Consider the following 25,602-nt stretch of genomic DNA (forward strand, 5'->3'; position numbering starts at 1 on the left):
AATGACTACTTCTGTTCTGGTGGCGAACCGGGGCGAGATCGCCTGCCGGGTCTTCCGCACCTGCCGTGAGTTGGGAATCCGGACGGTCGCCGTGTACTCGGACGCCGACGCGAGCGCCCTGCACGCGCGCGTGGCCGACGCGGCGGTACGGCTGCCGGGGGCGGCGCCCTCCGACACGTATCTGCGCGGCGACCTGATCGTGAAGGCGGCGCTCGCGGCAGGCGCGGACGCGGTGCACCCCGGCTACGGCTTCCTCTCCGAGAACGCCGACTTCGCACGTGCCGTCCTCGACGCGGGGCTCGTCTGGATCGGCCCGCCCCCGGAGGCGATCGAGGCGATGGCGTCCAAGACGCGCGCGAAAGAGCTGATGGGTCTCGCGCCCCTGGGCGAGGTCACCGAGGCCGATCTGCCCGTCCTGGTGAAGGCGGCCGCGGGCGGCGGAGGGCGCGGGATGCGGATCGTGCGGCGCCTGGAGGAGCTGGACGCCGCCCTGGAGAGCGCACGCGCCGAAGCGGTCAGCGCCTTCGGCGACGGTGAGGTCTTCGTCGAGCCGTACGTCGAGAACGGCCGCCACGTCGAGGTGCAGATCCTCGCCGACACCCACGGCACGGTCTGGCCCCTCGGCACCCGCGACTGCTCCCTGCAGCGCCGCCACCAGAAGGTGATCGAGGAGGCCCCGGCGCCCGGACTCTCCGAGCGGCTCACGGACGAACTGCACGCGCTGGCCGTACGCGCCGCACGCGCGGTCGACTACGTCGGCGCCGGGACCGTCGAGTTCCTGGTGGCCGGCGACAAGGCGCACTTCCTGGAGATGAACACCCGCCTCCAGGTCGAACACCCCGTCACGGAAGCCGTGTTCGGCGTCGATCTGGTGGCGGAACAGCTCCGCGTCGCCGAAGGCCACGCCCTCGCCGACGAGCCGACACACGCGCGTGGCCACGCCGTCGAGGCCCGCCTCTACGCCGAGGACCCGGCCCGAGACTGGGCCCCGCAGACCGGCACCCTGCACCGCCTCGCCGTACCCGAGGGGGTCCGGCTGGACACCGGCTTCACCGACGGCGACGAGATCGGCGTCCACTACGACCCCATGCTCGCCAAGGTCGTCGCATACGCGCCCACGCGCGCGGCCGCGATCCGCAAGCTCGCGGGCGCCCTGGAGCGTGCGACGATCCACGGCCCGCTCACCAACCGCGACCTCCTCGTCCGCTCCCTGCGGCACGCGGAGTTCACGTCCGCCCGCATGGACACCGGCTTCTACGACCGCCACCTCACCGACCTCACCGAGCCCACCCCGGACCCGCACGCCCCCCTGGCCGCGGCCCTCGCCGACGCCCACGGCCGCTCCCGCTTCGGCGGCTTCCGCAACGTGCCCTCCCAGCCCCGGACGAAGCGCTACGAGATAGCGGGCGAGGAGATCGAGGCCCGCTACCGCCACACGCGCGCGGGACTGGAGGCCGACGGGGTGCGCGTCGTACACGCCGATGCCGCGCTGGTCGTACTCGAAGTGGACGGCGTACGACGGAACTTCGAGGTGGCGCGATACGGCGACGAGGTCCACGTCAACGCCACACGCCTCACCGCCCTGCCCCGCTTCCCGGACCCGACGGCACAGCACGCCCCGGGTTCCCTGCTGGCGCCGATGCCGGGGACGGTCGTACGCGTCGCGGCCGGCCTGGCCGTAGGAGCCGCCGTACGGGCCGGAGAGCCCCTGCTCTGGCTGGAGGCGATGAAGATGGAGCACAAGATCACGGCGCCGCACACAGGCACGCTCACAGCCCTGCACGCCACCCCCGGACAACAGGTCACGGTCGACGCCCTGCTGGCGGTAGTGCAGCCGACCTCTCAAGGAGTCCCATGCCCCCCACTGTCGAATCCGAAGAGCACAAGGCCCTACGAGCCGCAGTAGCCGCCCTCGGCAAGCGCCACGGCCGCACCTACGACCGAGAACAACTCTGGTCCGAGGCAGCCAAGCTCGGCTACCTCGGCGTCAACCTGCCGGAGGCATACGGCGGCGGAGGCGGCGGAATCGCCGAACTCTCCATCGTCCTCGAAGAGCTGGGCGCCGCGGGCTGCCCCCTGCTCATGATGGTCGTCTCCCCGGCGATCTGCGGCACAGTGATCGCCCGCTTCGGCACGGAAGAACAGAAACAGCACTGGCTCCCCGGCCTCGCCGACGGCACCCTCACCATGGCCTTCGGCATCACAGAGCCGGACGCGGGCTCCAACAGCCACCGCATCACCACCACGGCTCACCGCGACGGCGCCGACTGGCTGCTGACCGGCCGCAAGGTCTTCATCTCCGGCGTGGACATAGCCGACGCCACCCTCATAGTCGGCCGCACCCAGGACGCCCGCACAGGCAACCTCAAGCCCTGCCTCTTCATAGTCCCGCGCGACGCCGAAGGCTTCTCGCGCCGCCAGATCGACATGGAACTCGACGCCGCGGAGAAGCAGTTCGAGCTGACCCTCGACGACGTACGACTCCCCGCGGACGCCCTCGTCGGCGACGAGGACGCGGGCCTGCTCCAGCTCTTCGCCGGCCTCAACCCCGAACGCGTCATGACCGCCGCCTTCGCGATCGGCATGGGCCGCTACGCCCTCGCGCGCGCCGTCGAGTACGCCCGTGACCGCACCGTCTGGAAGGCCCCCATCGGCGCCCACCAGGCCATCGCGCACCCCCTCGCCCAGGCGCACATCGACCTCGAACTGGCCCGCCTGATGATGCAGAAGGCAGCCCACCTGTACGACGCCGGAGACGACGTCGGCGCCGGTGAGGCCGCCAACATGGCCAAGTACGCGGCCGGGGAGGCCTGTGTGAAGGCGGTCGACCAGGCCGTGCACACCCTCGGCGGCAACGGCCTCACCCGCGAATTCGGGCTCGCCTCGTTGATAACCGCCGCGCGCGTGTCTCGTATTGCTCCGGTGAGCCGGGAGATGATTCTCAACTACGTCTCCCACCAGACCCTGGGCCTGCCCAAGTCGTACTAGGCCGTCTTGGAGGAACCGTGTTCCGCAGCGAGTACGCAGACGTCCCGGCCGTAGAACTCCCCATCCACGAGGCCGTACTGGGCCGGGCAGCCGAGTTCGGGGACACACCCGCGCTCGTGGACGGCACGGACGGCACCACCCTCACCTACGAGCAACTCGACCGCTTCCACCGGCGTATCGCCGCCGCCCTGACCGAGGCCGGCGTGCGCAAGGGCGACGTGCTTGCCCTGCACAGCCCGAACACGGTCGCCTTCCCCACGGCGTTCTACGCCGCCACGCGCGCGGGTGCCTCGGTCACGACCGTGCACCCGCTCGCCACGCCCGAGGAGTTCGCCAAGCAGCTGGGGGACTCGGCGGCCCGCTGGATCGTCACCGTCTCACCGCTGCTGGAGTCCGCACGCCGGGCCGCCGAACTCGCCGGCGGCGTCCAGGAGATCTTCGTGTGCGACAGCGCACCGGGACACCGCTCGCTCATCGACATGCTGGCGTCCGCCGCGCCCGAACCGCAGATCGGCATCGACCCCGTTGCGGACGTCGCGGCCCTGCCGTACTCCTCCGGCACCACGGGCGTCCCCAAGGGCGTCATGCTCACCCACCGCCAGATCGCCACCAACCTCGCCCAGCTCGAACCCGCGATCTCGGCAGGCCCCGGCGACCGCATCCTCGCCGTACTGCCCTTCTTCCACATCTACGGCCTCACGGCCCTGATGAACGCCCCGCTGCGAGTGGGCGCCACCGTCGTCGTCCTGCCCCGCTTCGACCTGGAGACGTTCCTCGCCGCCATCCAGAACCACCGCATCACCGGCCTGTACGTGGCCCCGCCGATCGTCCTGGCCCTCGCCAAGCACCCGCTGGTCGCGCAGTACGACCTGTCGTCGCTGAAGTACATCATCAGCGCCGCCGCCCCCCTGGACGCGAAGCTCGCGGCCGCCTGCTCGCAGCGCCTCGGACTGCCGCCGGTCGGCCAGGCGTACGGCATGACGGAACTGTCCCCCGGCACCCATGTCGTCCCGCTCGCCGACATGCACGACGCCCCCGCCGGCACCGTCGGCAAACTCATCGCCGGCACCGAGATGCGCGTCGTCTCCCTCGACGACCCCGACAAGGACCTCGGCGTCGACGAGTCCGGCGAGATCCTCATCCGCGGCCCGCAGGTCATGAAGGGCTACCTCGGCCGCCCCGACGCCACCGCCGCGATGATCGACACCGACGGGTGGCTGCACACCGGCGACGTCGGCCATGTCGACGCCGCCGGCTGGCTGTTCGTCGTGGACCGCGTCAAGGAGCTCATCAAGTACAAGGGCTTCCAGGTGGCCCCCGCCGAACTGGAGGCACTCCTGCTCACCCACCCCGCCATCGCCGACGCCGCGGTGATCGGCGTCTACAACGACGACGGCAACGAGGTCCCGCACGCGTACGTGGTCCGCCAGCCCACCGCGACCGACCTCTCCGAAGGCGAGGTCATGATGTACGTCGCCGAACGCGTCGCCCCGTACAAACGCGTCCGCCAGGTCACCTTCATCGACGGCGTCCCACGCGCCGCCTCGGGCAAGATCCTGCGCCGCGAACTGCGGGCGCCCAAGGAGAGCACATGACGCTGATCGACCGCGCACGCGCGCGCGGCGTGGAAACCCTCACCTTGAACTCCCCGCACAACCGCAACGCGCTCTCGGCGGCCCTGGTGGGCGAGCTGACCGACGCGCTGACGGACTGCGCCAAGGACACCGACGTACGCGCGATCGTCCTCACCCACACCGGCAACACCTTCAGCGCGGGCGCCGACCTGCGCGACCCGCCGCCCGCGGACGGACTGGTGGCGCTGCTCCGGCAGATCGTGGAACTGCCCAAACCGGTGGTGGCCCGCGTCACCGGCCACGTACGCGCGGGCGGCCTGGGCCTGCTCGCGGCCTGCGACATATCGGCAGCGTCGAGGGAAGCCACCTTCGCCTTCACGGAGGTCCGCATCGGAGTCGCCCCCGCGGTGATCTCGTTGCCCCTCCTGCCCCGAACCGACCCCCGCGCCCTCGCCCGCTACTACCTCACCGGCGAACGCTTCACCGCGCCGGAGGCCGCCCGCATCGGCCTGCTCACGGCCGAGGGCGAAGACGTCGACGAGACCCTCGCCCCCCTCCTCGACGGTCTGCGCCGCTCCTCCCCGCAGGCCCTGGCCGAGACGAAGGCGCTGCTCACGGCTAAGGTGCTGGAAACCTTCGACCGGGACGCGGCCGGCTTGACCGCGCTCTCGGCCCGGCTGTTCTCCTCCGCGCAAGCCCGCGAGGGGATGACGGCCTTCCTCGAACGACGGGATCCGGAATGGGTGGTGTGAGCACAGTCGGCGACCGAGCGGACCGGGCGGACCGGGCGGACCGCGTGGACCGCGTGCCCAAGCAGGACCGCAGCCGCGCCACCCGGCAACGGCTCCTGGAAGCCGCCGTGGCCTGCCTCGCCGAACACGGCTGGGCCGGCTCCACGGTCTCCGTCGTAGCCGAACGCGCCGGCGTCTCCCGAGGCGCCGCCCAGCACCACTTCCCGACCCGCGAGGACCTCTTCACGGCGGCGGTCGAGTACGTCGCCGAGGAACGCTCGACCGCACTGCGGGCCCTGTTCCCCGAGGGCGCGGCGGGAGACCGCCGGGCGGTGGTGTCGGCGCTGGTCGACCTCTACACCGGCCCGCTGTTCCGCGCGGCCCTGCACCTGTGGGTGGCCGCGTCCAACGAGGAACAGCTACGGCCGAGGGTCACCGAACTGGAGGCCCGCGTGGGCCGCGAGACCCACCGGATCGCGGTGGACCTGCTGGGCGCCGACGAGTCAGGCCCGGGCGTGCGGGAGACGGTCCAGGGCCTGCTGGACATGGCCCGCGGCCTGGGGCTGGCAAACCTCCTCACCGACGACACGGGGCGTCGGCAACGGGTGGTGACGCAGTGGGCGACGCTGCTGGACGAGGCGTTGGACTGAGGGCGAGGCCATGGACGCCCGGCACAAGACGGACGCGGCCGAGGTCGACTGCCCCGCATGCGCGGAAGCCGCCGCCCCATGTGCGGGGCAAGCTCTGACGAGGCCGCCGCTCACGGACTGAGCCGCTCCACCCGCCATCGCCCGTCCTGCTCCGTCACATACCGCAGCCGGTCGTGCAGCCGGTTCTCCCGCCCCTGCCAGAACTCCACGGTCTGCGGGGCCACCCGGAAGCCGCCCCAGTTCGGCGGCACCGGCACCTGCTCGCCCTCGGGATAGCGCGCGGTCAGATCGGCGTACGAGGCGTCGAGGTCAGCGCGGGTGGCGATGACCGAGGACTGGGCGCTGGCCCAGGCACCGAGCTGGGAGCCGTGCGGACGGGTGCGGAAGTAGGCGGCCGTCTCGTCGCGCCCGGTGCGTCGCGCCACGCCCGTGACGATGACCTGGCGGGCCATCGGGTGCCAGGGGAAGAGCAGACAGACGTAGGGGTTCTCGGCGAGATCACGGGCCTTGCGGGAGTCGTAGTTGGTGAAGAAGACGAAGCCGTGCTCGTCGAACTGCTTCAGCAGCACCGTGCGCGAGCTGGGCCGCCCCTCGGCGTCCGCGGTGGAGACGATCATCGCGTTCGGCTCGAAGAGATGGGCCTCCGCCGCGGCCTGTCTGAACCAGCGCGCGAACTGCGCCACCGGAGAGGCTGCCAGATCGGTCTCCGCGAGGCCCTCCGCCCGGTAGTGCTTGCGCATCGCGGCCGGGTCGGGCGCGGGCTCGGCGGGATCGAAGGCGACGGCGTCTCGGTCGGTCACGCGATCATCTTGCCGTATCCGAACACGCGCCGTCCGGCACGGTGTCCTTCGTCACTGCATGGCACTCAGTGCCGCAAAGGCTCCCCAAGGGTGGCACTCAGGGATATCGTGCTGATGTCGTTGAGGTTGGATGACCGCCGACCGCACGGGGCATCACAGGGGTACGCCCCGGACCGCGAGTCCGCCGAGGCCCGGATTTCCGGAATCCGAGCCCGTGACCGTGGATCCACCGGCATACGTCCATCTCCGCCGACTGACCTGTGGTCGTCCCACCCACAACCCCATCCGTCGCACACATCACGAGGAGCCGCCTGATGTCCGACTTCGTACCCGGACTCGAAGGAGTCGTCGCGTTCGAGACGGAGATCGCCGAACCGGACAAGGAGGGCGGCGCTCTCCGGTACCGAGGCGTCGACATCGAGGACCTGGTCGGCCACGTCTCGTTCGGCAATGTCTGGGGGCTGCTCGTCGACGGCGCCTTCCGGCCCGGACTGCCGGCCGCCGAGCCCTTCCCGATTCCCGTGCACTCCGGCGACATCCGCGTCGACGTCCAGTCCGCGCTCGCCATGCTGGCCCCCGTGTGGGGCCTGAAACCCCTCCTGGACATCGACGAGCAGGAGGCACGGGACGACCTGGCGCGAGCCGCCGTCATGGCTCTGTCCTACGTCGCCCAGTCCGCACGCGGCCAAGGCCTGCCCATGGTCCCGCAGCGCGAGATCGACAAGGCCCAGTCCGTCGTCGAGCGCTTCATGATCCGCTGGCGCGGCGAGCCCGACCCCAAGCACGTCGCCGCCGTCGACGCCTACTGGACGTCCGCCGCCGAGCACGGCATGAACGCCTCCACCTTCACGGCCCGCGTCATCGCCTCCACCGGCGCCGATGTGGCAGCGGCCCTCTCCGGCGCCGTAGGAGCCATGTCCGGCCCGCTGCACGGCGGCGCGCCCTCCCGCGTCCTGCACATGATCGAGGAGATCGAGCGCACCGGCGACGCCGAGGCCTATGTGAAGCAGACCCTCGACAACGGCGAACGCCTCATGGGCTTCGGCCACCGCGTCTACCGCGCCGAGGACCCCCGCGCCCGCGTCCTGCGCCGCACCGCCCGCGAACTCGGCGCGCCCCGCTTCGAAGTCGCCGAGGCCCTGGAGAAGGCGGCCCTGGAGGAACTGCACAACCGCCGTCCGGACCGGGTCCTGGCCACCAACGTGGAATTCTGGGCCGCCATCATGCTGGACTTCGCGGAGGTCCCGGCCCACATGTTCACCTCGATGTTCACGTGCGCCCGCACGGCGGGCTGGTCGGCGCACATCCTGGAACAGAAGCGCACCGGCCGCCTCGTGCGCCCCTCCGCGCGCTATGTGGGCCCCGGCCCGCGCAACCCCCGCGAGGTCGAGGGCTACGCCGACATCGCCCACTGAGGTTCGTTGAGTTCGTAGAGTCCGCCGAGCGGCTCACGCGGGCCGGCCCAGCCCCGCGTGACGCCGCCCGGCGACCCGCGCCCACCGGCCCACCGGCCCCCGCGAACCATGCCCGCGAAGATCGCAAACGGAACGTGACTGATCCGCTCCGCCAGTATGCTGGGGCGGCTGCGGCATCCCGCCATCACCCGTCCCTGCGTGGTGAGTTACGGCCTGCGGCGATCAAGACGTCTTACGGCATGGGGGATGGGGACTTGGTGCGGATAGCGGGCCGCTACCGGCTGGGCGAGCCGATCGGGCGCGGCGGCATGGGGGAGGTCTGGCGGGCCTACGACGAGACACTCGCCCGGCACGTCGCCGTCAAGCTCCTGCTGCCCCAGGACTCCGACCCCACCGCCACCTCCCGGTTCCGGCTGGAGGCGCAGACCGCCGCCCGCATCGACCACCCGAACGTGGTCGGCGTACGGGACTTCGGCGAGCACGACAACCGGCTCTACCTGGTGATGGAACTCGTCGAGGGCGACAGCCTCGCCCGGCTGCTGACGCGGTCCGGCGCCCAGTCCCCCGAGCGCGTGGCCCGTATCGCCGCCCAGGCCGCCGCCGGGCTGGCCGCCGCGCACCGGCAGGGCATCGTCCACCGCGACATCAAACCGGGCAACCTGCTGCTGGACGCCGACGGCACCCTCAAGATCGGTGACTTCGGGATCGCCCGCTTCATGGACGACCCCGGCGCCGCGCTGACCGCGACCGGGCAGATCGTCGGCACAAGCCTCTACCTCGCCCCCGAGCGCGCCCTGGGCCGGCCCGCGGGCCCGGCCTCGGACGTCTACGCGCTCGGCTGTGTGCTCTACCAACTGCTCACCGGACGCCCGCCGTTCCACGCCAAGACCGCCGTCGCCATCCTGCACCAGCACCTCGACGCCGTCCCTGTACCACCACGCGAACTGGGCGTGACCGGCCTGCCGCCCGCCTTCGAGAACTACCTCCTCGGCCTGCTCGCCAAGGAACCCGAACACCGCCCCGCCGCCCAGCAGGCAGCCGACTGGTTCGCCGAGGGCGCATGGCAGGGCCGCCCCGAACCACTGCCGGCCCCGACCCCGCCATCCCCGGCCAGGTCACAGCAGCTGGGGGAAATCAGCACCCCAACCACCTACATGCTGCCGTCGGCACAAGCCCACCCCGCCGCCGCAGCCCGATCCCGGCCCCGATCCCGGTCCCACTCCAGACCCCGTTCCCGCTCCCAGCCCAGACCTCGGGCCCGGTCCGGGGGCGGGCCGCGACGCGTGGTGGTCACGATCGCCGCTGCGGCGCTCTTCGTGGCCGCGATGCTCCTCGGCATGCTGTGGTTCTCCCCGGACAACACCGCGGCGGACGGCACGAAGCCCGACACGGCCCCCAGCCCGAGCGCCTCCGCGAGCCAGACGCAGCAGGACGACGACGGGGACCCGAGCGACGACGACGACTGAGGTGGCTGGCCTTCCGCCCTTCGGCCCGCGGTCCCACCAAACGCAGACGACCCGCGAGCTCGGGTCCCTCCGCCGGTGGCGGAGAAGCCGGCCGGACGTACCGGCGAGCTCGCGGGTCGGGTGACTGCCTGGGATTGGGCCGGCTGCACGCTTCTGTCACGCGCTGGTCCGGCACCGCACTGGGTGTGGTGACGGGCCGCTAGCCCGCAGCCACCTCACGCGTCCGGTATTCATACATCTGCCGAACCACCTCCCTTCTCGTGTGCACCACACATTAGGAAGCGGGCCGCCCCCGATCAACCACTTTTTTTCTTGGATCTGTCCGCGCTGGTCACCTAGCGTTCCGTGCATGACAAAACAGCAGGCGGGGCGGCGTGCGAGCGCAGTGGTTCGGTTTTCGAGGAGTGGATCGGGTACGCGCGTGCCGTGGTCGACGGGGACTGGGTGCATGTGTCGGGGACGACCGGGTTCGACTACGCGGCGATGACGATCTCCGACGACGTCGTGGAGCAGGCCGAGCGGTGTCTGCGGAATGTGGGGGCCGCGTTGGCGGAGGCGGGGTGTTCGTTCGCCGATGTGGTGCGGGTGCGGTATCTGCTGCCCGAGCGGGAGGACGGGCTCGCGGATCCTCGTATGAAGATCGAGATTGAGGTGTACGTGCGCAGGGGAAGTAGAACTGGTGTCTGATCTGCGGATTGCTTCGGTGGACGGTGAGGCCATGCTTCGGGAGTGGCGTCACGTCCACAACGTGATCGTTCCGCCCGCTGCCCTTGGTCTCGACGAGGTGCGGGAGCGCAGCGGGCGGTACCGGCTGCGGAACGCGTACGTCGGAGAAGTCCTCGTCGGCTGTTCGACCGTGCGGCCGCCGACGGGCGAGGGTGCGGTGGCGACGGTCATCGCGCGGGTGCTGCCCGGGTACCGGCGGCGTGGGTACGGCATGGGGTTGTACGAGGACGGGCTTGCTCACGCGCGCGTGCTGGGGGCGAAGGCGGTCGAGACCTGTGTGCTGGCCGTCAACGAGGACGGCCTGCGGTTCGCAAAGGCGCGTGGGTTCGTCGAGATCGATCGGTATGTGGTGGATGGCGGGTCCGACGTGTGGGTGGACCTTCGGTTGGAGGGCGGGACCGAGTAGTCGCATCAGCGGCTCGTACAACGATTCCTTCAATCTTGGGGAACTCGGTGTGTGCTGGGTCACGTTCCAGTTAGATGATTGCGAGTGAGCGAACCGACGTGTCGTACGTGCGGACGCAGCTTTGCAGGGGGTCCATGTGAGTGCTTCCCGGCGTAGTGGGACCACCGACGAGCTGGGGCCGGACGAACCCGAGCGGGATGGTCCGGCCGGTTCGTCGGGTGGTTCGGAGGGTTCGGCAGGCGGATCGGATTTGTTGGCCGCGCTGCTGGACGGGATGGACGCGGCCTTGTGCGCCTTCGACGGGGACGGGGTCGTCACCCATTGGAACCGTGAGGCGGAGCGGATCCTGGGTTGGACCGCGGCCGAGGCCGTGGGGCGGCACGGGTTCGCCGGGTGGGCGGTGCGTGAGGCCGACGCCGAGGAGGTCGAGGGGCGGCTGATGTCCGCCATGGACGCTCCCGGACGGCAGGTGCATGAGTTCGCGTTGCTGACCAAGGACGGCGGGCGGGTGCTCGTACGGACTCAGTCGGCGGCCGTGCGGGGGCCCGACGGGAAGCCCGCGGGGGTGTACTGCGCCTTCAGTGAGGTGCACGCGCAGATCGATCTGGAGCGGTCGATCGCGTTGAGCGAGGCGTTGTTCGAGGACGCGTCGTGGGGTGTGGTGCTGGTCGACGCGGATCTGCGGCCGGCCGTTGTGAACGCTCACGCGGCTCGGGCCCTGGGTATCGGGCGTACGTCCGTGCTGGGGCGGCCGCTGGGTGAGCTGCTGGCCCAAGGGGTCGAGGAGCTGGAGAGCGCGCTGACGCATGTGCTGGCGGAGGGCGCGCCGCCCGCGCCGGCCGAGATCTGGGTGAGCGTGCGGACGCCGGAGGGTGAGCGGCGTCGCTGCTGGCGGTGTGGCTTCGTACGGCTGGCTTCGCCGCTCGCGGAGGAGCCTGTGCCGTTGGGGGTGGGCTGGCTCTTCCAGGACGCGACGGAGGCCAAGCAGGCGGAGCAGGAGGCGTCGCTGCTGCGGTTCCGGACCAACCAGCTGCACCGTGCCGCGCGGGCCGCCGCGGAGTGCGAGGACCCCGCGGAGGCGGCGACCGTCCATCTGGATTTCGCGCTGGCCGGGTTCGCCGATCACGCGTTGATCGACCGGGTCGCGGGTGGGGCGGTGGCCGACGAGGCGGCGACGGGTAGCGAGGTCGCGGATCCGGTGCGGCTCGTCCGGCTCGCCGTGACGCCCTCCGGGGCGCCGGGGCCGAGTCGGCTGGGTGGGGAGGCCGGGTTGCCCGTGCGGTACGCGGAGGGGCATCCGGCGTTGCAGTGCGTGGCGCGGGCCGGGTCGGTGCGGGCCGATGCGGGGGATGTGCCGGCGGAGCGGGCGCGGGAGTGGGCGGTGGGGCGGCAGTGGCCGGCGGATGCCGTGCATGCGCTGTGTGCGGTGTTGCGAAGCCGGGGGCGGACGCTGGGGGTCGTGACGTTTCTGCGGGGTGCTGGGCGCAGTGCGTTCGGGCGTGGGGACGCGGTGTACGCGGAGGATGTGGCGGTGCGGATCGCTTCGGCGCTGGATCTGGCGGGGGCGTTGGGCTCGGAGTGATGCCGGGCCCGGAGTGATGCCGGGCCCGGAGTGATGCCGGGCAGGAGTGATGCCGGGCCCGGAGTGATGCCGGGCCAGGAGTGATGCCGGGCAGGAGTGATGCCGGGCCCGGAGTGACGCCGGGCCAGGAGTAGTGCCGGGCCCGGGGTGGTGTCGGGTCAGGGGTGGTGCCGGGCCCGGGGTGGTGCCGGGTCAGGGGTAGTGCGGCGCCAGGAGTAGTGCGGCGCCCGGGGTGGTGCCGACCCGGGATGGGTGCCGGCCCGGCGTGGTGCCGGGTCAGTGCCGGTAGAAGATCCGGTCGCCGTACTTCTCGAACACCTTGCCGTTCCAGTCGTGGCCGCCGTCGACGTTGCCCGAGCGCAGGAGCGGGGGCTCGATGCCGCGGGTGGCCAGGGAGGCCGCTGCCGTGGCCATGACGGCCTGGAGGAGGGCCGTCGTCACGACCGTGGACGCGGGGGCGAAGGGCGCCGGGATCGTGTCGAGGGTCAGTTCCGCGTCGCCGATCGCGATCTTCGAGTCGAGGACGATGTCGCAGTGGTCCTTGAGGTAGGTGCCGGAGGTGTGGCGGGACTTCGTCTCCGAGGCGTACGCCACTGACGTCACGCCGATGACTCTGACGCCCAGGGCGCGGGCGTTCATGGCCATTTCGACGGGGAGGGCGTTGCGGCCCGAGAGGGAGATGATGACGAGGGCGTCGTCGGCGCGCAGGGGGGAGCTGTCCAGGACCACGCTCGCGAGGCCGTCGACGCGTTCGAGGGCGGAGCCGAGGGTGGCGGGCATGACGTCCACGCCGACGACGCCCGGGACGGCGAGCAGGTTCATCAGGGCGAGGCCGCCGGCGCGGTAGACGATGTCCTGGGCGGCGAGGGAGGAGTGGCCGGCGCCGAAGGCGAAGAGCCGGCCGCCGGCGGCGACCGTGTCGGCGAGCAGGGTGCCGGCTGCCTCGATGTTCTCGGCCTCCTCGGCTCGGACCCGATGGAGCAGGCCGATGGCGGCGTCGAAGAACTGGTCGGCCGGCTTGCTGTCGCTCATGCGGGGCCCTCCGGGGTGGCGGGTGTGGGGGTGTGTCGCGGATCACCGTGCGGTCTGGACCAGTGTGGTGTCAATACGGCTGCGACGCCGTGGGGCCGCGGGCATGAAACCCCCTCGTTTCAACGGCTCGGCACGGTTGTCAGTGGTATCCGGCAGAATTGGGTGCAGGGCCAGCGCACGCGCCGTGGAGCTGTCTCGCTTCCGGCTGAGCTAATCGCAGAGCTAATCGAGGGGCACGTATGTCCGGACTGATCGACACCACGGAGATGTATCTCCGCACCATCCTCGAGCTGGAGGAGGAAGGTGTGGTCCCCATGCGCGCCCGGATCGCCGAGCGGCTGGACCAGAGCGGGCCGACCGTGAGCCAGACGGTGGCGCGGATGGAGCGTGACGGGCTGGTGTCCGTGGCGACCGACCGGCATCTGGAGCTCACGGACGAGGGGCGGCGGCTGGCCACCCGTGTCATGCGTAAGCACCGCCTCGCCGAGTGTCTGCTCGTCGATGTGATCGGGCTGGAGTGGGAGCAGGTGCACGCCGAGGCCTGTCGCTGGGAGCACGTGATGAGCGAGGCGGTGGAGCGGCGGGTGCTGGAGCTGCTGCGGCACCCGACCGAGTCGCCGTACGGCAACCCGATCCCGGGCCTTGAGGAGCTCGGCGAGAAGGACGGCGCGGACCCGTTCCTCGACGAGGGCATGGTCTCGCTGGCCGATCTGGATCCCGGGGTCGAGGGCAAGACGGTCGTGGTGCGGCGGATCGGCGAGCCGATTCAGACCGACGCGCAGCTGATGTACACGCTGCGTCGGGCCGGTGTGCAGCCCGGCTCGGTGGTGAGTGTGACCGAGTCGGCGGGTGGCGTGCTGGTGGGCAGTGGTGGTGAGGCGGCCGAGCTGGAGGCGGACGTGGCCTCGCATGTGTTCGTCGCCAAGCGCTGAGCGCGTTGTCCATCTTTGGTTCGCTCCCGCGTAATTCCTGATAAAGGAGCGGGAGTTGTGGTGATCCGCCGATTTTTCGCATTCCAAGATTCAGTGCCCGGAATCACAGCGCCCGGCGGATTCGCGTGCGAGGCTGTCGCGTGAGGCACATGACCTGAGGGCTCTTGGCCGTGACCGACAGTGATGTGTCCGGCCGGGGAGGGGGCGCGAGGATGTGCCGTGAACGTGGAGAGGGCCCCGGCGCTGTGTGGCGCCGGGGCCTGTCCTCCCCTGTTGACCCGGAGCCCCGAGCTCTCAGGGTCATCCCCTTCGGACCGATTTCCCCGAGCGGTCCGCCTCCCGCTGAAGGTCTCCCCTCGGCGGTGGCGATCAATCCTTGCTGGGGGTCACTCGAATGAGGGGTGTTGCCCGCAGAGCCGGTTCTTTCGAATGGGGGTTCGATAGCGTGCGGGTGACAGGTCATGCGGAACGTGCGCTTCAAGGATGTGCGCATAAGATCACGTCAGACACACAGGACATGCACATCGCGTGCGAGGGCATCGGCGACGCAGGCGGCGCAGATGGCGCACGGTGCTCGCGTGAGCGGCGGTAGATACGGCAGGCACGGCAAGCAGGACGCGGCTGACAGGACCGGCCGGTACGAGCGGTCCGAGCGGAGCTAGGGGGGCCAGACCAATGGCGCGGCGCATCGACGTGACCGGGACCGGCGGCGTACGTCTCGCCGCCTGGGAATTCGGCGACCCTCCCAAGACCGACCCGGCTACCGAGCACGACGGCACGCTCGGTGTCCTGTTACTGCACGGCCTGATGGGCCGCGCCTCGCACTGGGCCTCCACCGCCCGCTGGCTCTCCGAGCGGCACCGCGCTGTTGCCCTGGACCAGCGTGGCCACGGCCGCAGCGAGAAGCCCACGGAGGCCGCCTTCACACGCGAGGCCTACGTCGACGACGCCGAGGCCGCTCTCGAACAGCTCGGCCTCGCCCCGGCCGTCCTCATCGGCCACGCCATGGGCGCGCTGACCGCCTGGCAGCTCGCCGCCAGGCGGCCCGATCTGGTGCGCGGCGTGATCATCTGCGACATGCGGGCGTCGGCGCTCGGTACGGCCTCGCAGCGGGAGTGGTCGGACTGGTTCGAGGCCTGGCCGGTGCCCTTCGCCACGCTCGCCGATGTACGGAAGTGGTTCGGCGAGGACGACCCGTGGGTGGAGCGGCCGAATCCCGCGCGGGGCGAGTTCTACGCCGAGGTGATGCACGAGTGCGAGGACGGGTGGCGGCCGGTCTTCGTGCCGGACCAGATGCTGCGATCCAGGGAGACATGGGTGTACGACGCGCACTGGGAGGAGCTGGCGCAGGTGCGGTGCCCTGCGCTCGTGGTCCGCGGCCTCGACGGGGAGCTCGGGCGGGCCGAGGCTCAGGAGATGGTGCGGGTGCTGCCGCGCGGGGAGTACGCGGAGGTGGCCGATGCCGGGCATCTGGTGCACTACGACCAGCCTGACGGCTGGCGCGCCGCTATCGAGCCCTTTCTCGAGGCGGTGGGGGCTGCGGGTGAAGCCGGGCGCCTGTGAGCTGGGTGCCTTCTGTCTGACGGCGGCTCAGTACAACCGTGAGCCACGAGGCACTGTCATCCCTTGCTGACCGCCGTCAGGATCTCCGGCAGCCGGGCCGCCGTTCGCGGAGCCGCCAGCCGCAGCCCCAGCAGTGTGACCGCCGCGCCGTACGCCGCCCCGCCCGGCAGCAGCAGCCAGGTCCAGGCGTCCCCGTCCTCGCTGACGTTCAGCCAGATCGTCACCGCGATGACGGGGGCGCACAGCAGGGCCGCCGCGATCATGCCGCCGAAGATCGAGATCCAGGCCAGGCCCGCCTGGCCGGGGGCGACGTTCTTGTAGCCCTCCTGCGGGATGGAGTACGGGAAGCGGGCCGACGTCCAGGCGCCGGTCGCCAGCATCGCGCCGAGGAGGGCGAAGGACAGGCCCAGCACCTCGGGGAGCTTGGGCCAGTCGCCGAGGAGCGCGGTCGTCAGGACGGTGACGAGGACGGCGTACGGCAGGGTGATCAGCAGCAGTGCCAGCGCCCGGCCGCGCAGCTCGACGTAGGCGTCCCTGGGCGAGGAGATCGTCAGCGCGACCATCCAGAACGCGGACGTGTCCTGCCCGAACTGGTTGTACATCTGGATACCGAGCATCCCCGCGGCGAAACAGGCGAAGTAGATCGAGCCGGTGCCCTGAAGCGCGTTGAACAGCGGCACGATCAGTCCGATCGCCAGCGAGGTCACCCAGGCCGCCTTGGTCTTCGGGTCGCGCCAGACGTAGCGCAGGCTGCGCCCCATGACGGTGCCGGTGCGGCCGGCCGGCAGAAGGCGGGCCGGCCCGCTCGGGGCGCGTTCCCGTACGGCGGACTCGGTGACCGCCTGGAGCGTGGAGCCGTCGGGGGACGTCATCAGCGCGGTCAGATGACGGGACCACACGGCGATCAGCGCCACCAACGCACCGGCGCACAGAGCGAGTTGGAGCGCCCCGACCCCGTACGACCCCTCGCTCACCGACCGCACCGCCCCGATCGCGGACGCCGGCGGCACCCAGCGCAGCACGTCCGCCGCCGGGTCGAGCTGGGCCAGGCCGGAGGAACCGAGCCGCTGCGCCCCGAAGTTGACGACCTGCGCGCCGATCGCGATGACCAGTCCGCTCAGCACGGCGAGGTCGCGGCCCCTGCGGCTGGTCAGCAGCCGGATGTTGGCGGTGGCGACGGCCCGCGCGAGCGCCACGCACACCAACAGGGCCAGGACGACGGCGATGACGCCGACGACGTAGGCCGCGCCGCCGTGCGCCAGGGCGATCACCGAACCGGTGAACAGGCAGAGCGTGAACAGGGGGCCGATGCCGACCAGGGAGGCCACGAGCAGTGCCCGGACCAGGGGGCGTGGGCGCAGCGGCAGCATCACCAGCCGCGTCGGGTCGAGGGTCTCGTCCCCGCCGGGGAAGAACAGCGGCATCACGGCCCAGCCGAGCGCGAGCACCGCGACCAGGATGACGGCCACGGAGTCGGCGTGCGCGTGACCGCGCAGCATGATCAGCCCGAGGAACTGCAGCGCGGCGAAGAGGAGGACCACGACCGCCGACGTGACGTAGGCGGCGCGTCGGCCGGCGGACTGTCGCAGGCCGTTTCTGAGCAGTGAAAGTTTCAGTCGTACGACGACTCCGGTCACGTCGGTGCTCATCGTGCCCCGCCGCCCAGCCAGTCGAGGTCCAGGGCGGTGTCGCGGCCGTTCGCGCCGACGAGTTCGAGGAACGCCTGCTGCAGCGAGGCCGCCTCGCCGCGTACTTCGGTGAGGGGGCCGTGGGCCCGGATGCGTCCGGCGGCCATGACGGCGACCCAGTCGCACAGCGACTCGACGAGTTCCATGACATGGGAGGAGAAGAGGACGGTCGCGCCGGAGGCGGTGTAGCGCTCCAGGACGCCCCGGATGGTCTGGGCGGAGACGGGATCGACGCCCTCGAACGGCTCGTCCAGGAACAGCACTTCCGGATTGTGCAGCAGCGCCGCCGCGAGCCCGATCTTCTTGCGCATACCGGTCGAGTAGTCGACGACCAGCTTGTGCTGGGCCCCTGCCAGATCGAGCACGTCGAGCAGCTGGGTGGCCCGCTTGTCGACCTCGGCACCGGGGAGCCCGCGCAACCGCCCTGTGTACGCGAGCAGTTCACGCCCGGAGAGCCGCTCGAAGAGCCGAAGCCCTTCAGGCAGCACCCCGATCCGCGCCTTGACCGCGACGGGGTCCTGCCAGACGTCATGCCCGACGACCTCGACGGACCCCTGATCGGGCCGCAGCAGCCCGGTCACCATGGAGAGGGTGGTCGTCTTCCCGGCACCGTTGGGCCCGACCAGCCCGATGAACTTCCCGGCGGGCAGGTCCAGATCGATCCCCGCAACGGCAACTTGCTGCCCGAATCGCTTCCAGAGCCCACGAACGCGTACGGCGGCTGACGTCATGCATGAACCCTACGGTCAGGTGAGTACCTGAGGGGCGCGGGGAACTGCGCGAGCAACCACATACAACCTGCGGCCGCCCAATTACCGGTCCCGCCCGCACGCATAGGCCAGCGGCGAGATCAACTCCTCCGCGTCCGGCAGCCACCGGTTCGCCGGCGTGGGCCGGCAGGCCCACTGCACGGCCCCCCGGGACCCGAACCGGGTGGGCGGCCCGGCGACCCAGGCCCCCTCCCCGAGCGCCACCAGGTCCAGCGACCCGACCGACCATCCCAGCTTGCGCACCAGTTCGGGAATCTTCACCGACGCACCCGGCAGCACGAAGAAGTTCATCCGGCGATCCGGCGTCAACGTCACCGGCCCCAGCGACAACTCCATCCGCTCCATCCGGGCCAGCGCCAGAAACCCGGCCGTCTCCGGGACGGAGATCGCGTCGAAGGTCCGCCCCGTGGGCAGCAGGATCGACGCGGTGGGCTGCTTCTGCCACATCCGGCGCGCGACGGTCGCGCTGCCCGTCGCCTGCGTCGCCCAGTCGGGGCGTGCGGGGTGCGCGCCGGGCGCGGGGCAGGCGGCATCGCCACAGGAGCAGTACTGCACGCCGTCGACGGCCTCCAGCCAGGTCCCGGGGAACACGTCCCAGTGGCGTTCCTCGGCGTAGCGAACGGCGGTCTCCAGCAGCGTTTCGCCGCGCTGCTTGGGAATCTGTGCGGCTTCGGTGGCCGGGATCGTCTCTTCCACGCTGAACACAACTCCCGCACCCACCTCCGGTTACGGGCGTCGCGCGCGCGGGGGAGGAGCATTGTTTTCTCATTTGGGGCGCATGGGTGCACGTGTGGGGGCGCGTGGGAGGATCCGCGGTCCGCGCTGGGTAGCCACCTGTGGGGTCGGCTACCGCCGTTACCCCGGCAATCCTCGCAAGCCTCGCATTTTCGGTATGTCGACGGGGCATTGATCTTCACGGCCGGAACTTTGCGGTGCACAGCCAGTGCCCCGAGCCGGATTCGGCGGTGGAAGAACGTCAACTCGGTGCGTGGGCAGGCACCGCAGCCACAGGGGGTACGCCATGGCCGCAAGGCCTCTCGTCGCGCGCCAGCCGAACGAACGGCTTCAGGCGCTCATTCAGGAAGCGGGTTGCTCGAACGCCGGGCTGGCCCGCCGGGTCAACATGTGCGGTGCCGAGCACGGGCTCGATCTGCGCTACGACAAGACGTCCGTGGCCCGTTGGCTGCGCGGACAGCAGCCGCGGGGACGGGCGCCGGCGATCATCGCCGAGGCGCTCGGCCGCAAGCTGGGCCGTACGGTCACGATCGACGAGATCGGGATGGCCAACGGCAAGAATCTCGCGTCCGGCGTCGGCCTCCAGTTCTCGCCGACGGTACTGGGAGCCATCGAGCAGGTCTGCGAGCTGTGGCGCAGCGACGTCGGCCGGCGGGACTTCCTGTCCGGCTCGTCCGTCGCCGCGTCCGCGCTGGTCGAGCCGAGCCGCGACTGGCTGATCTCGTCCCCGGACTCGCAGGTGGCCCGCTCGGCGGGGCCGCGGGTGGGGCCGTCCGACGTGGAGGCCGTGCGGGCGATGACGCAGGCGCTCGTGGACCTTGATCACCAGTACGGCAGCGGGCATGTGCGCCCGGTCGTCGTGCACTACCTCAACAGTGTCGTCTCCGGGCTGCTGGCCGGCTCGTACCGGGAGGCGATCGGTCGGGAACTCTTCGCCGCCGTCGCGCGGTTGACCGAGCTCGCCGGGTACATGGCCATCGACACCGGGCAACCGGGGCTCGCCCAGCGGTACTACATCCAGGCGCTGCGTCTCGCGCAGGCCGCGGGAGACCGGGGCTACGGCGGGTATGTGCTGGCCGCCTCCATGAGTCACCTCGCCGCGCAGCTCGGGAACCCGCGTGAGATCGCGCAGTTGGCGCGGGCGGCGCAGGAAGGGGCGCGGGGGCGCGTGACGCCGCGCGCGGAGGCCATGTTCCATGCGGCCGAGGCACGCGGGCATGCGTTGATGGGCGACGCGCGGGCCGCCCAGGTGGCGTCCGGGCGTGCGGTGAGCGCGCTGGAGTCGGCGGACCCGGAGTCCGGGGACGACCCGGCGTGGATCAAGCACTTCGACGAGGCCTATCTCGCCGACGAGTTGGCGCACTGCCACCGCGACCTCGGTCAGGCCGAGGCGGCGGCGCGGCGCGCGGAGGAGTCGTTGGCCGGGCTTCCGGAGACGAAGGCGCGGCGCCGGGCGATCGGTTATGTGTTGCTCGCCACAGCACAGGTGCAGCAGCGCGAGATCGAACAGGCCTGCCACACCGGGCTGAAGGCCGTCGAGCTTCTGGAGAGCCTGCGCTCCAACCGGGGCGCCGAGTACCTGGAGGACTTCCAGCAGCGGTTGGAGCCGTTCCGGGAGGAGCCGGTGGTCAGGGAGTTCGGGGCACGGCTGGATCTTCAGGCCGCGGCGTGAAACCACGGGGTACCGGGGCGTGAACGGCAGGGAAATGAAGGCGCCGAGGCGGAAAGGAGGGCCTGTCCATCGGGTTGGGGGACCGGAGTGTTAGCGCGGTCACATGGACGGACGTCACGTCCTGGGCTGCGTAGCACCCGGATCGGCGGAGCCGGTAGCGTGACCCGACGATTCACAAGGTCCCCCATTAGTAGGAGTCCCGGTGACGCAGAGTGGACGGGGCGAGGAGCCCTCGGCGCGCCCCGCGCGCGAAGGCATCGTGCTGCCCTCCGACGGTGGTGAGCCGCTGCTGCCGGGAATGACGGGCGGGCAGGGCGGCCAGCCGGCATCGGTACCGGCCGCACCGACCCCACCCCCGCCCTCGGCACCGCCGGGCGGCCAGGCCTGGGGCACTCCTTGGGGACCTGAGCAGAACCCGCCGGCACAGCCCGCCGCACCGGGCCAGGCCTGGGGCGCGCAGCCCGGACAGGCGTGGGGCGGGCAGGAGCAGTCGTACCAGGCGCCGCAGCAGCAGGAGCAGCAGTATCAGCCGCCCCAGCAGGAGCAGCAGTACCAAGCGGCGCCCCAGCAGGAGCAGTCGTACCAGCCGCCGGCCCCGTGGGGCGCGGCGCCGGACGCCGGTGGGGGCGCGCAGGGTCCTGCCGGTGCGCCGTCCTACGGCCATGGCGCTCCGGCCGGTGGCTCACCGATGCCCGCGCAGCAGCCGACGTACGGGCAGGGCGGGGCGCTGCCGCCTGCCGCGCCCGCCGGTGCCGGTGGCTTCGGGGCCCCGCTGCCGCCCGCCGACGAAGGCGCCACCCAGTACCTGCCGCCGGTCGTCGGCGCCCCCGCGGGCGTGGACGGCCAGGCCACCCGTTACATACCGCCCGTCGCCGCGCCCGCCGCCGACGAAGGGGCGACGCAGTACATACCGCCGGTCGGCCCGGGGGCCCTGCCGCCGGAGGTGGCCCACGAGAGCACCCAGGTGCTGGGACGGGCCCGGCAGGCGGGCGGCGCAGGACCGATGCCGCCGGCCTCCGGGGGCGACGCGGACGCCACGCAGTACATCCCGCCCGTGACCGGACAGCCGGGCCCGGCCCCGCACGGCGGGCAGCGGCAGCCGCTCTCCGACTTCGACAACCTCTTCCGCAGCGAGCCGGGCGGCGAGCACCCGGCCGCGGCGACCCAGCAGCTGCCGCAGTTCCAGCAGCCCCAGCCCCAGCCGCAACACCCGCACGAGCAGGGGTACTTCCCGCCCGGCTCGCACGGCGGACACGGCCACGGCGGTCATGACGGCGGCCGGGGCGGCCGCGGTGGCCGTACGGGCTCCAGGCTGCCGCTCATCGCCGCCGTCGGCGTCGGTATCGCCGTCCTCGGTATCGGCGCGGGCGCGCTGCTCGCCGGCGGGGGCGAGGACGACAAGAAGAGCGACGACAACAGCCCCGTCTCCGCCACGGCCCCGGCGACGGAGGGCTCCTCCTCGCCGTCCGCCGACCCGGCCGAGCAGCAGGCGATCGCCCTGGACAAGCTGCTGGCCGACAGCGGCGACAGCCGAACCGCGGTGATCAACGCGGTGGCCGACGTGAGGTCCTGCGACAACCTCGGCCAGGCCGCCCAGGACCTGCGCGGCGCGGCCAAGCAGCGCAGCCAGCTGGTCACCGACCTGTCCAAGCTCAGCGTCGACCAGCTCCCGAACCACGCCGCGCTGACCACCGCGCTGACCAAGGCCTGGCAGGCGTCGGCGTCCGCCGACAACCACTACGCGGGCTGGGCCGACCAGGTCGCCGGAAACAAGAAGCTGTGCAGGAAGGGCCAGGCCCGCTCCACCGGGCAGACCCAGGCCGGCAACCGCGACAGCGGCACCGCCAGCGAGCAGAAGAAGACGGCCGCGCAGCTGTGGAACACCATCGCCAAGAAGTACGGCCTGACGGAGCGCCAGCCGACCCAGCTGTAGTGCGGACCGCCCGCGCGGGCCGGGCGGTCAGTTCAGGACGGCGTTCTCGAGCGTCTTCGTCACGTCGATGAAGCTCTTGCGGGCCGCCACCAGCCGGCCGTCCCGCACGACCTGCAGGGTCACCGCGCGGTTGACCAGCCGGGGGTAGCCGACGGAGGCCAGGACGTCCTGGAACTTCCACCGGAGGGTCGGCGTGAGGCCGCCCGTGGAGACCTTCAGGCCCTTGTTCAGGGCCTCGCGCACCGAGTCGGCGCTCACCTCGCCGTCGCCCAGCGACTCGACGACCTTCTTGAACACCGTGTAGGCGATCCACGTGGTCTGCACGCCGGCGTCCGCGGAGTCGATGCGGTTGTCGCCGAAGGCCTGCTCGCTGATCACCTTCTTCATCGCGTCCCAGCGCGGGTCGCTCGCGACCGGGTACCAGCCGGTGATGTACGACCCGTCGTACGTCGACGCCCCGCCGGTCGAGTTGATCACGGTCTGGTCGACGCTGCCGAGGACGGTGGCGGTGCGCACGGCGGGGTACTCCGCGCGGGAGCGCCGGAAGGAGTCCATGAAGGTGCTGGTGCGGTCACCGAGGGCGGGCACCACACAGCCGGCCTCCGACGCGTCGGAGGTGGAGTAGTCCAGCGCCCGCACCGACTGGCTGCCGTACTCGGTGGCGTCCTCGTCGGCCAGCTGGTCGGCCGAGGCCGAGTGCCTGCCCGCCTTGAGGCCGGAATTGAGCAGCTGCGGCAGCTCGTCGCCCGCGATGCTGTCGGGCCGTACCAGCGCGACAGGGCCGCAGGTGCGGGCCAGCTCCTTGCCCAGGCCCGCCAGGAGGGTGGGCTGGCCGCCGTTGACGGGGTAGGAGAGCGGGCTGGTGAACTCGGCGTTGGTGACGCCGTAGCCGCCTATGTACGGGATTCCGGCGCCCTCCAGGGAGGGCAGGAAGGTCTCGCCGTACTGGCTGTAGGAGCCGATGACCGCGACGACGTTCTCCTCGACCGCGCGGTCGGCGCACTTCGCCGCGGCCACGCTGTCGTTGTGGTCGTTGCAGGTGAGGACCTTCAGCTTGCGGCCGCCCAGGCCGCCGTGGGAGTTGATCCAGCGGGCGTACGCCTGCGCGAAGGCCGGCATGCCGGGCTTGTTGGTCGCCTTGGTGTCCTGCGGCGCCCAGGTCATGACCGTGATGGTGTCATCCCCGGAACCCCCCGTGGTGCCAGGGATGACACCGCATCCCACGGCCAGCGACGCACATGCCACCAGCGCCCCCGCCGCTCTGGCGGTTGCTCTGACGGGCCGGTTGGTGATCATGGGGAGGAGGGTGCGGTGCGTGCGTGGCCTGCCGGTCATGGACACGCACGATTCCGCCACACAACAAACCTGGGCGTGACCCTCGGTTACCCGAAGGTGACTTGAAGGTGAATTACGGGGGCCGGTGATGCGCGTGTGAAGAGGAACGTACGATCGATGACCGTGCAAGGTTCGGATAGCTCTTCCCGTCGCGGCCGTCGCTCATCCACCATGGGCGGCATGCCACTCAACGACATGCCGTGGTGGCGCTGGCGCAGCAATGTGCGCTCCGCGCTGCACATGCTCTCCGACCAGGTGTTCCAGCGGGACGTCTGGCTGGCCGGCGTCGACGGGTACGGCGACGTCACCGACGCCGTGTATCGCCTGGTCGAGGACACCTGGCTGGACAACTGGTCCGCCGAGAAGTACGTCGGCACGATATTCCGGGACTCGCAGGAGGCGGCGCTCGTCGACACCGCCGTGCTGCGGGTGCTGCGGATCATGCACCAGGTGGGCCCGGACGCCCCGGTCTCCGCGTACGTCGAGCACCAGGCGTGGCCGGAGGCGGTCCGGGCGGCCCGGGACGCGCATGTGCGGATGGCCATGGCCGACGGCGATGACCCGGACGCCCCGCCGCGCACGCTGGAGGTGCTGCGGATCATGACGCGGTCCGCGTAGGGATCCCGGCGGGCCGGGCCGGCGGTCCGGGTGACGGGACGGCTGTCCGCACAGGGGCCCGGATATGGGACCCTGTGCTGCATGAATGAGCAGTCCACGCGAGCCGCGGTCCCCGCCGACCAGTACGTCCTCATCCTGTCGTGCCCCGACAAGCAGGGCATCGTGCACGCCGTGTCGAGCTACCTCTTCATGACCGGCTGCAACATCGAGGACAGCCAGCAGTTCGGTGACCACGACACGGGACTGTTCTTCATGCGCGTCCACTTCTCGGCGGAGGCGCCGGTGACGGTGGACAAGCTGCGGGCGAGCTTCGCGGCGATCGGGGACTCCTTCCAGATGGACTGGCAGATCCATCGGGCCGAGGAGAAGATGCGGGTCCTGCTGATGGTCAGCAAGTTCGGGCACTGCCTGAACGACCTGTTGTTCCGCGCCAGGATCGGGGCGCTTCCGGTGGAGATCGCCGCCGTGGTGTCCAACCACACCGACTTCGCCGAGCTCGTGGGGTCGTACGACATCCCCTTCCACCACATCCCGGTGACCAGGGACAACAAGTCCGAGGCCGAGGCGCAGCTGCTGGAGATCGTGCGCGAGGAGGGTGTGGAGCTCGTCGTGCTGGCCCGCTACATGCAGGTCCTCTCGGACGACCTGTGCAAGCAGCTGAGCGGGCGGATCATCAACATCCACCACTCGTTCCTGCCGAGCTTCAAGGGTGCCAAGCCGTATCACCAGGCGCATGTGCGAGGTGTGAAGCTGATCGGGGCGACGGCGCACTACGTGACCGCCGACCTCGATGAAGGGCCGATCATCGAGCAGGAGGTCGAGCGGGTCGGGCATGACGTCACGCCGGATCAGCTGGTGGCGATCGGGCGCGATGTGGAGTGCCAGGCGCTGGCGCGGGCCGTGAAGTGGCATGCCGAGCGCCGGATTCTGCTGAACGGGCGGCGGACGGTCGTCTTCGCCTAGGAGCTCGGGTCCGACTGCTTCGG

At 71.2% G+C, this 25,602-nt stretch carries 22 protein-coding genes; 16 read left to right on the forward strand and 6 right to left on the reverse strand.

What is annotated here, in order from left to right:
• The first annotated feature begins 1 nt into the window (after position 1).
• Genes ACZ7NC_RS14745 through ACZ7NC_RS14765 form a run of 5 tightly spaced genes read left to right on the forward strand, consistent with a single transcriptional unit; the run spans position 2 to position 5,943 of the window.
• A complete protein-coding gene (locus ACZ7NC_RS14745; protein ID WP_471488212.1) occupies positions 2–1,906 on the forward strand; it encodes an acetyl/propionyl/methylcrotonyl-CoA carboxylase subunit alpha in 1,905 nt (634 codons plus the stop codon).
• Positions 1,855–2,988, forward strand: coding sequence for an acyl-CoA dehydrogenase family protein (locus ACZ7NC_RS14750; protein WP_471488214.1), 1,134 nt, complete (start codon positions 1,855–1,857; stop codon positions 2,986–2,988). Before ACZ7NC_RS14745 ends, ACZ7NC_RS14750 begins: the two co-directional genes overlap by 52 nt.
• A 17-nt stretch (positions 2,989–3,005) precedes the next feature.
• A complete protein-coding gene (locus tag ACZ7NC_RS14755) occupies positions 3,006–4,583 on the forward strand; it encodes a 4-coumarate--CoA ligase family protein (protein ID WP_471488215.1) in 1,578 nt (525 codons plus the stop codon).
• Positions 4,580–5,314 (forward strand): enoyl-CoA hydratase family protein, encoded by a 735-nt coding sequence (locus ACZ7NC_RS14760; protein ID WP_471488217.1) that lies wholly within the window; start codon positions 4,580–4,582, stop codon positions 5,312–5,314. The genes ACZ7NC_RS14755 and ACZ7NC_RS14760 overlap by 4 nt, the downstream gene beginning before the upstream one ends.
• Positions 5,302–5,943: a TetR/AcrR family transcriptional regulator gene (locus ACZ7NC_RS14765; protein WP_471488219.1), complete on the forward strand. Its 642-nt coding sequence runs from the start codon at positions 5,302–5,304 to the stop codon at positions 5,941–5,943. The genes ACZ7NC_RS14760 and ACZ7NC_RS14765 overlap by 13 nt, the downstream gene beginning before the upstream one ends.
• A gap of 110 nt (positions 5,944–6,053) precedes the next feature.
• Here the strand turns inward: ACZ7NC_RS14765 and pdxH are convergent, their stop codons facing one another.
• The gene (gene pdxH, locus ACZ7NC_RS14770) at positions 6,054–6,743 is read right to left on the reverse strand and encodes a pyridoxamine 5'-phosphate oxidase (RefSeq protein WP_471488220.1); all 690 of its coding nucleotides are present in this window, start codon (positions 6,741–6,743) and stop codon (positions 6,054–6,056) included.
• A 314-nt stretch (positions 6,744–7,057) separates the two neighbouring features.
• Between pdxH and ACZ7NC_RS14775 the strand changes: the two genes are divergently transcribed.
• The 5 genes from ACZ7NC_RS14775 to ACZ7NC_RS14795 all read left to right on the forward strand — a co-directional run bounded on the left by ACZ7NC_RS14775 (position 7,058) and on the right by ACZ7NC_RS14795 (position 12,338).
• Positions 7,058–8,158, forward strand: coding sequence for a citrate synthase 2 (locus tag ACZ7NC_RS14775; protein WP_471488222.1), 1,101 nt, complete (start codon positions 7,058–7,060; stop codon positions 8,156–8,158).
• A gap of 257 nt (positions 8,159–8,415) precedes the next feature.
• Positions 8,416–9,624: a serine/threonine-protein kinase gene (locus ACZ7NC_RS14780; RefSeq protein ID WP_471488300.1), complete on the forward strand. Its 1,209-nt coding sequence runs from the start codon at positions 8,416–8,418 to the stop codon at positions 9,622–9,624.
• A gap of 345 nt (positions 9,625–9,969) precedes the next feature.
• On the forward strand, positions 9,970–10,311 hold the full coding sequence (locus tag ACZ7NC_RS14785; protein ID WP_471488224.1) for a Rid family hydrolase: 342 nt from the start codon (positions 9,970–9,972) through the stop codon (positions 10,309–10,311).
• A gap of 31 nt (positions 10,312–10,342) precedes the next feature.
• Positions 10,343–10,756 carry a GNAT family N-acetyltransferase gene (locus ACZ7NC_RS14790; protein WP_471488302.1) on the forward strand — a complete coding sequence of 138 codons (414 nt, stop codon included), beginning with the start codon at positions 10,343–10,345 and terminating at the stop codon, positions 10,754–10,756.
• 136 nt (positions 10,757–10,892) lie between these two features.
• On the forward strand, positions 10,893–12,338 hold the full coding sequence (locus ACZ7NC_RS14795; protein ID WP_471488225.1) for a PAS domain-containing protein: 1,446 nt from the start codon (positions 10,893–10,895) through the stop codon (positions 12,336–12,338).
• Between the two features lie 276 nt (positions 12,339–12,614).
• On the opposite strand, the gene ACZ7NC_RS14800 is transcribed toward ACZ7NC_RS14795, so the two are convergent.
• The gene (locus ACZ7NC_RS14800) at positions 12,615–13,370 is read right to left on the reverse strand and encodes an SIS domain-containing protein (RefSeq protein WP_471488227.1); all 756 of its coding nucleotides are present in this window, start codon (positions 13,368–13,370) and stop codon (positions 12,615–12,617) included.
• A 239-nt stretch (positions 13,371–13,609) separates the two neighbouring features.
• On the opposite strand from ACZ7NC_RS14800, the gene ACZ7NC_RS14805 reads away from it, so the two are divergent.
• Positions 13,610–14,302, forward strand: coding sequence for a metal-dependent transcriptional regulator (locus tag ACZ7NC_RS14805; RefSeq protein ID WP_062703554.1), 693 nt, complete (start codon positions 13,610–13,612; stop codon positions 14,300–14,302).
• Positions 14,303–14,977: 675 nt separating this feature from the next.
• Positions 14,978–15,865 carry an alpha/beta fold hydrolase gene (locus ACZ7NC_RS14810; protein ID WP_471488230.1) on the forward strand — a complete coding sequence of 296 codons (888 nt, stop codon included), beginning with the start codon at positions 14,978–14,980 and terminating at the stop codon, positions 15,863–15,865.
• Between the two features lie 56 nt (positions 15,866–15,921).
• Here ACZ7NC_RS14810 and ACZ7NC_RS14815 read toward each other — a convergent pair whose 3' ends face one another.
• The 3 genes from ACZ7NC_RS14815 to ACZ7NC_RS14825 form a co-directional block, all read right to left on the reverse strand.
• Complete coding sequence (locus tag ACZ7NC_RS14815; protein WP_471488232.1) at positions 15,922–17,514, reverse strand: transporter; 1,593 nt, start codon at positions 17,512–17,514, stop codon at positions 15,922–15,924.
• Positions 17,511–18,284, reverse strand: a complete 774-nt coding sequence (locus tag ACZ7NC_RS14820) for an ABC transporter ATP-binding protein (protein WP_471488234.1) — start codon at positions 18,282–18,284, stop codon at positions 17,511–17,513. The genes ACZ7NC_RS14815 and ACZ7NC_RS14820 overlap by 4 nt, the downstream gene beginning before the upstream one ends.
• Before the next feature lie 81 nt (positions 18,285–18,365).
• The gene (locus ACZ7NC_RS14825; RefSeq protein ID WP_471488235.1) at positions 18,366–19,028 is read right to left on the reverse strand and encodes a bifunctional DNA primase/polymerase; all 663 of its coding nucleotides are present in this window, start codon (positions 19,026–19,028) and stop codon (positions 18,366–18,368) included.
• A 316-nt stretch (positions 19,029–19,344) separates the two neighbouring features.
• On the opposite strand from ACZ7NC_RS14825, the gene ACZ7NC_RS14830 reads away from it, so the two are divergent.
• The gene (locus ACZ7NC_RS14830; RefSeq protein ID WP_471488236.1) at positions 19,345–20,730 is read left to right on the forward strand and encodes a transcriptional regulator; all 1,386 of its coding nucleotides are present in this window, start codon (positions 19,345–19,347) and stop codon (positions 20,728–20,730) included.
• Between the two features lie 202 nt (positions 20,731–20,932).
• Positions 20,933–22,663, forward strand: coding sequence for a hypothetical protein (locus tag ACZ7NC_RS14835; RefSeq protein WP_471488238.1), 1,731 nt, complete (start codon positions 20,933–20,935; stop codon positions 22,661–22,663).
• 27 nt (positions 22,664–22,690) lie between these two features.
• Here the strand turns inward: ACZ7NC_RS14835 and ACZ7NC_RS14840 are convergent, their stop codons facing one another.
• Positions 22,691–23,998, reverse strand: coding sequence for an ABC transporter substrate-binding protein (locus ACZ7NC_RS14840; RefSeq protein ID WP_471488240.1), 1,308 nt, complete (start codon positions 23,996–23,998; stop codon positions 22,691–22,693).
• Between the two features lie 117 nt (positions 23,999–24,115).
• Here ACZ7NC_RS14840 and ACZ7NC_RS14845 point away from each other — a divergent pair, with 117 nt between their 5' ends.
• Together ACZ7NC_RS14845 and purU are read left to right on the forward strand one after the other, a co-directional pair.
• Positions 24,116–24,616, forward strand: coding sequence for an SCO4402 family protein (locus ACZ7NC_RS14845; protein WP_471488241.1), 501 nt, complete (start codon positions 24,116–24,118; stop codon positions 24,614–24,616).
• Positions 24,617–24,697: 81 nt separating this feature from the next.
• Positions 24,698–25,579 (forward strand): formyltetrahydrofolate deformylase, encoded by an 882-nt coding sequence (gene purU / locus ACZ7NC_RS14850; RefSeq protein WP_471488242.1) that lies wholly within the window; start codon positions 24,698–24,700, stop codon positions 25,577–25,579.
• The last annotated feature ends 23 nt before the right edge of the window (positions 25,580–25,602 follow it).

This window comes from Streptomyces sp. NPDC111802 (assembly GCF_055634335.1).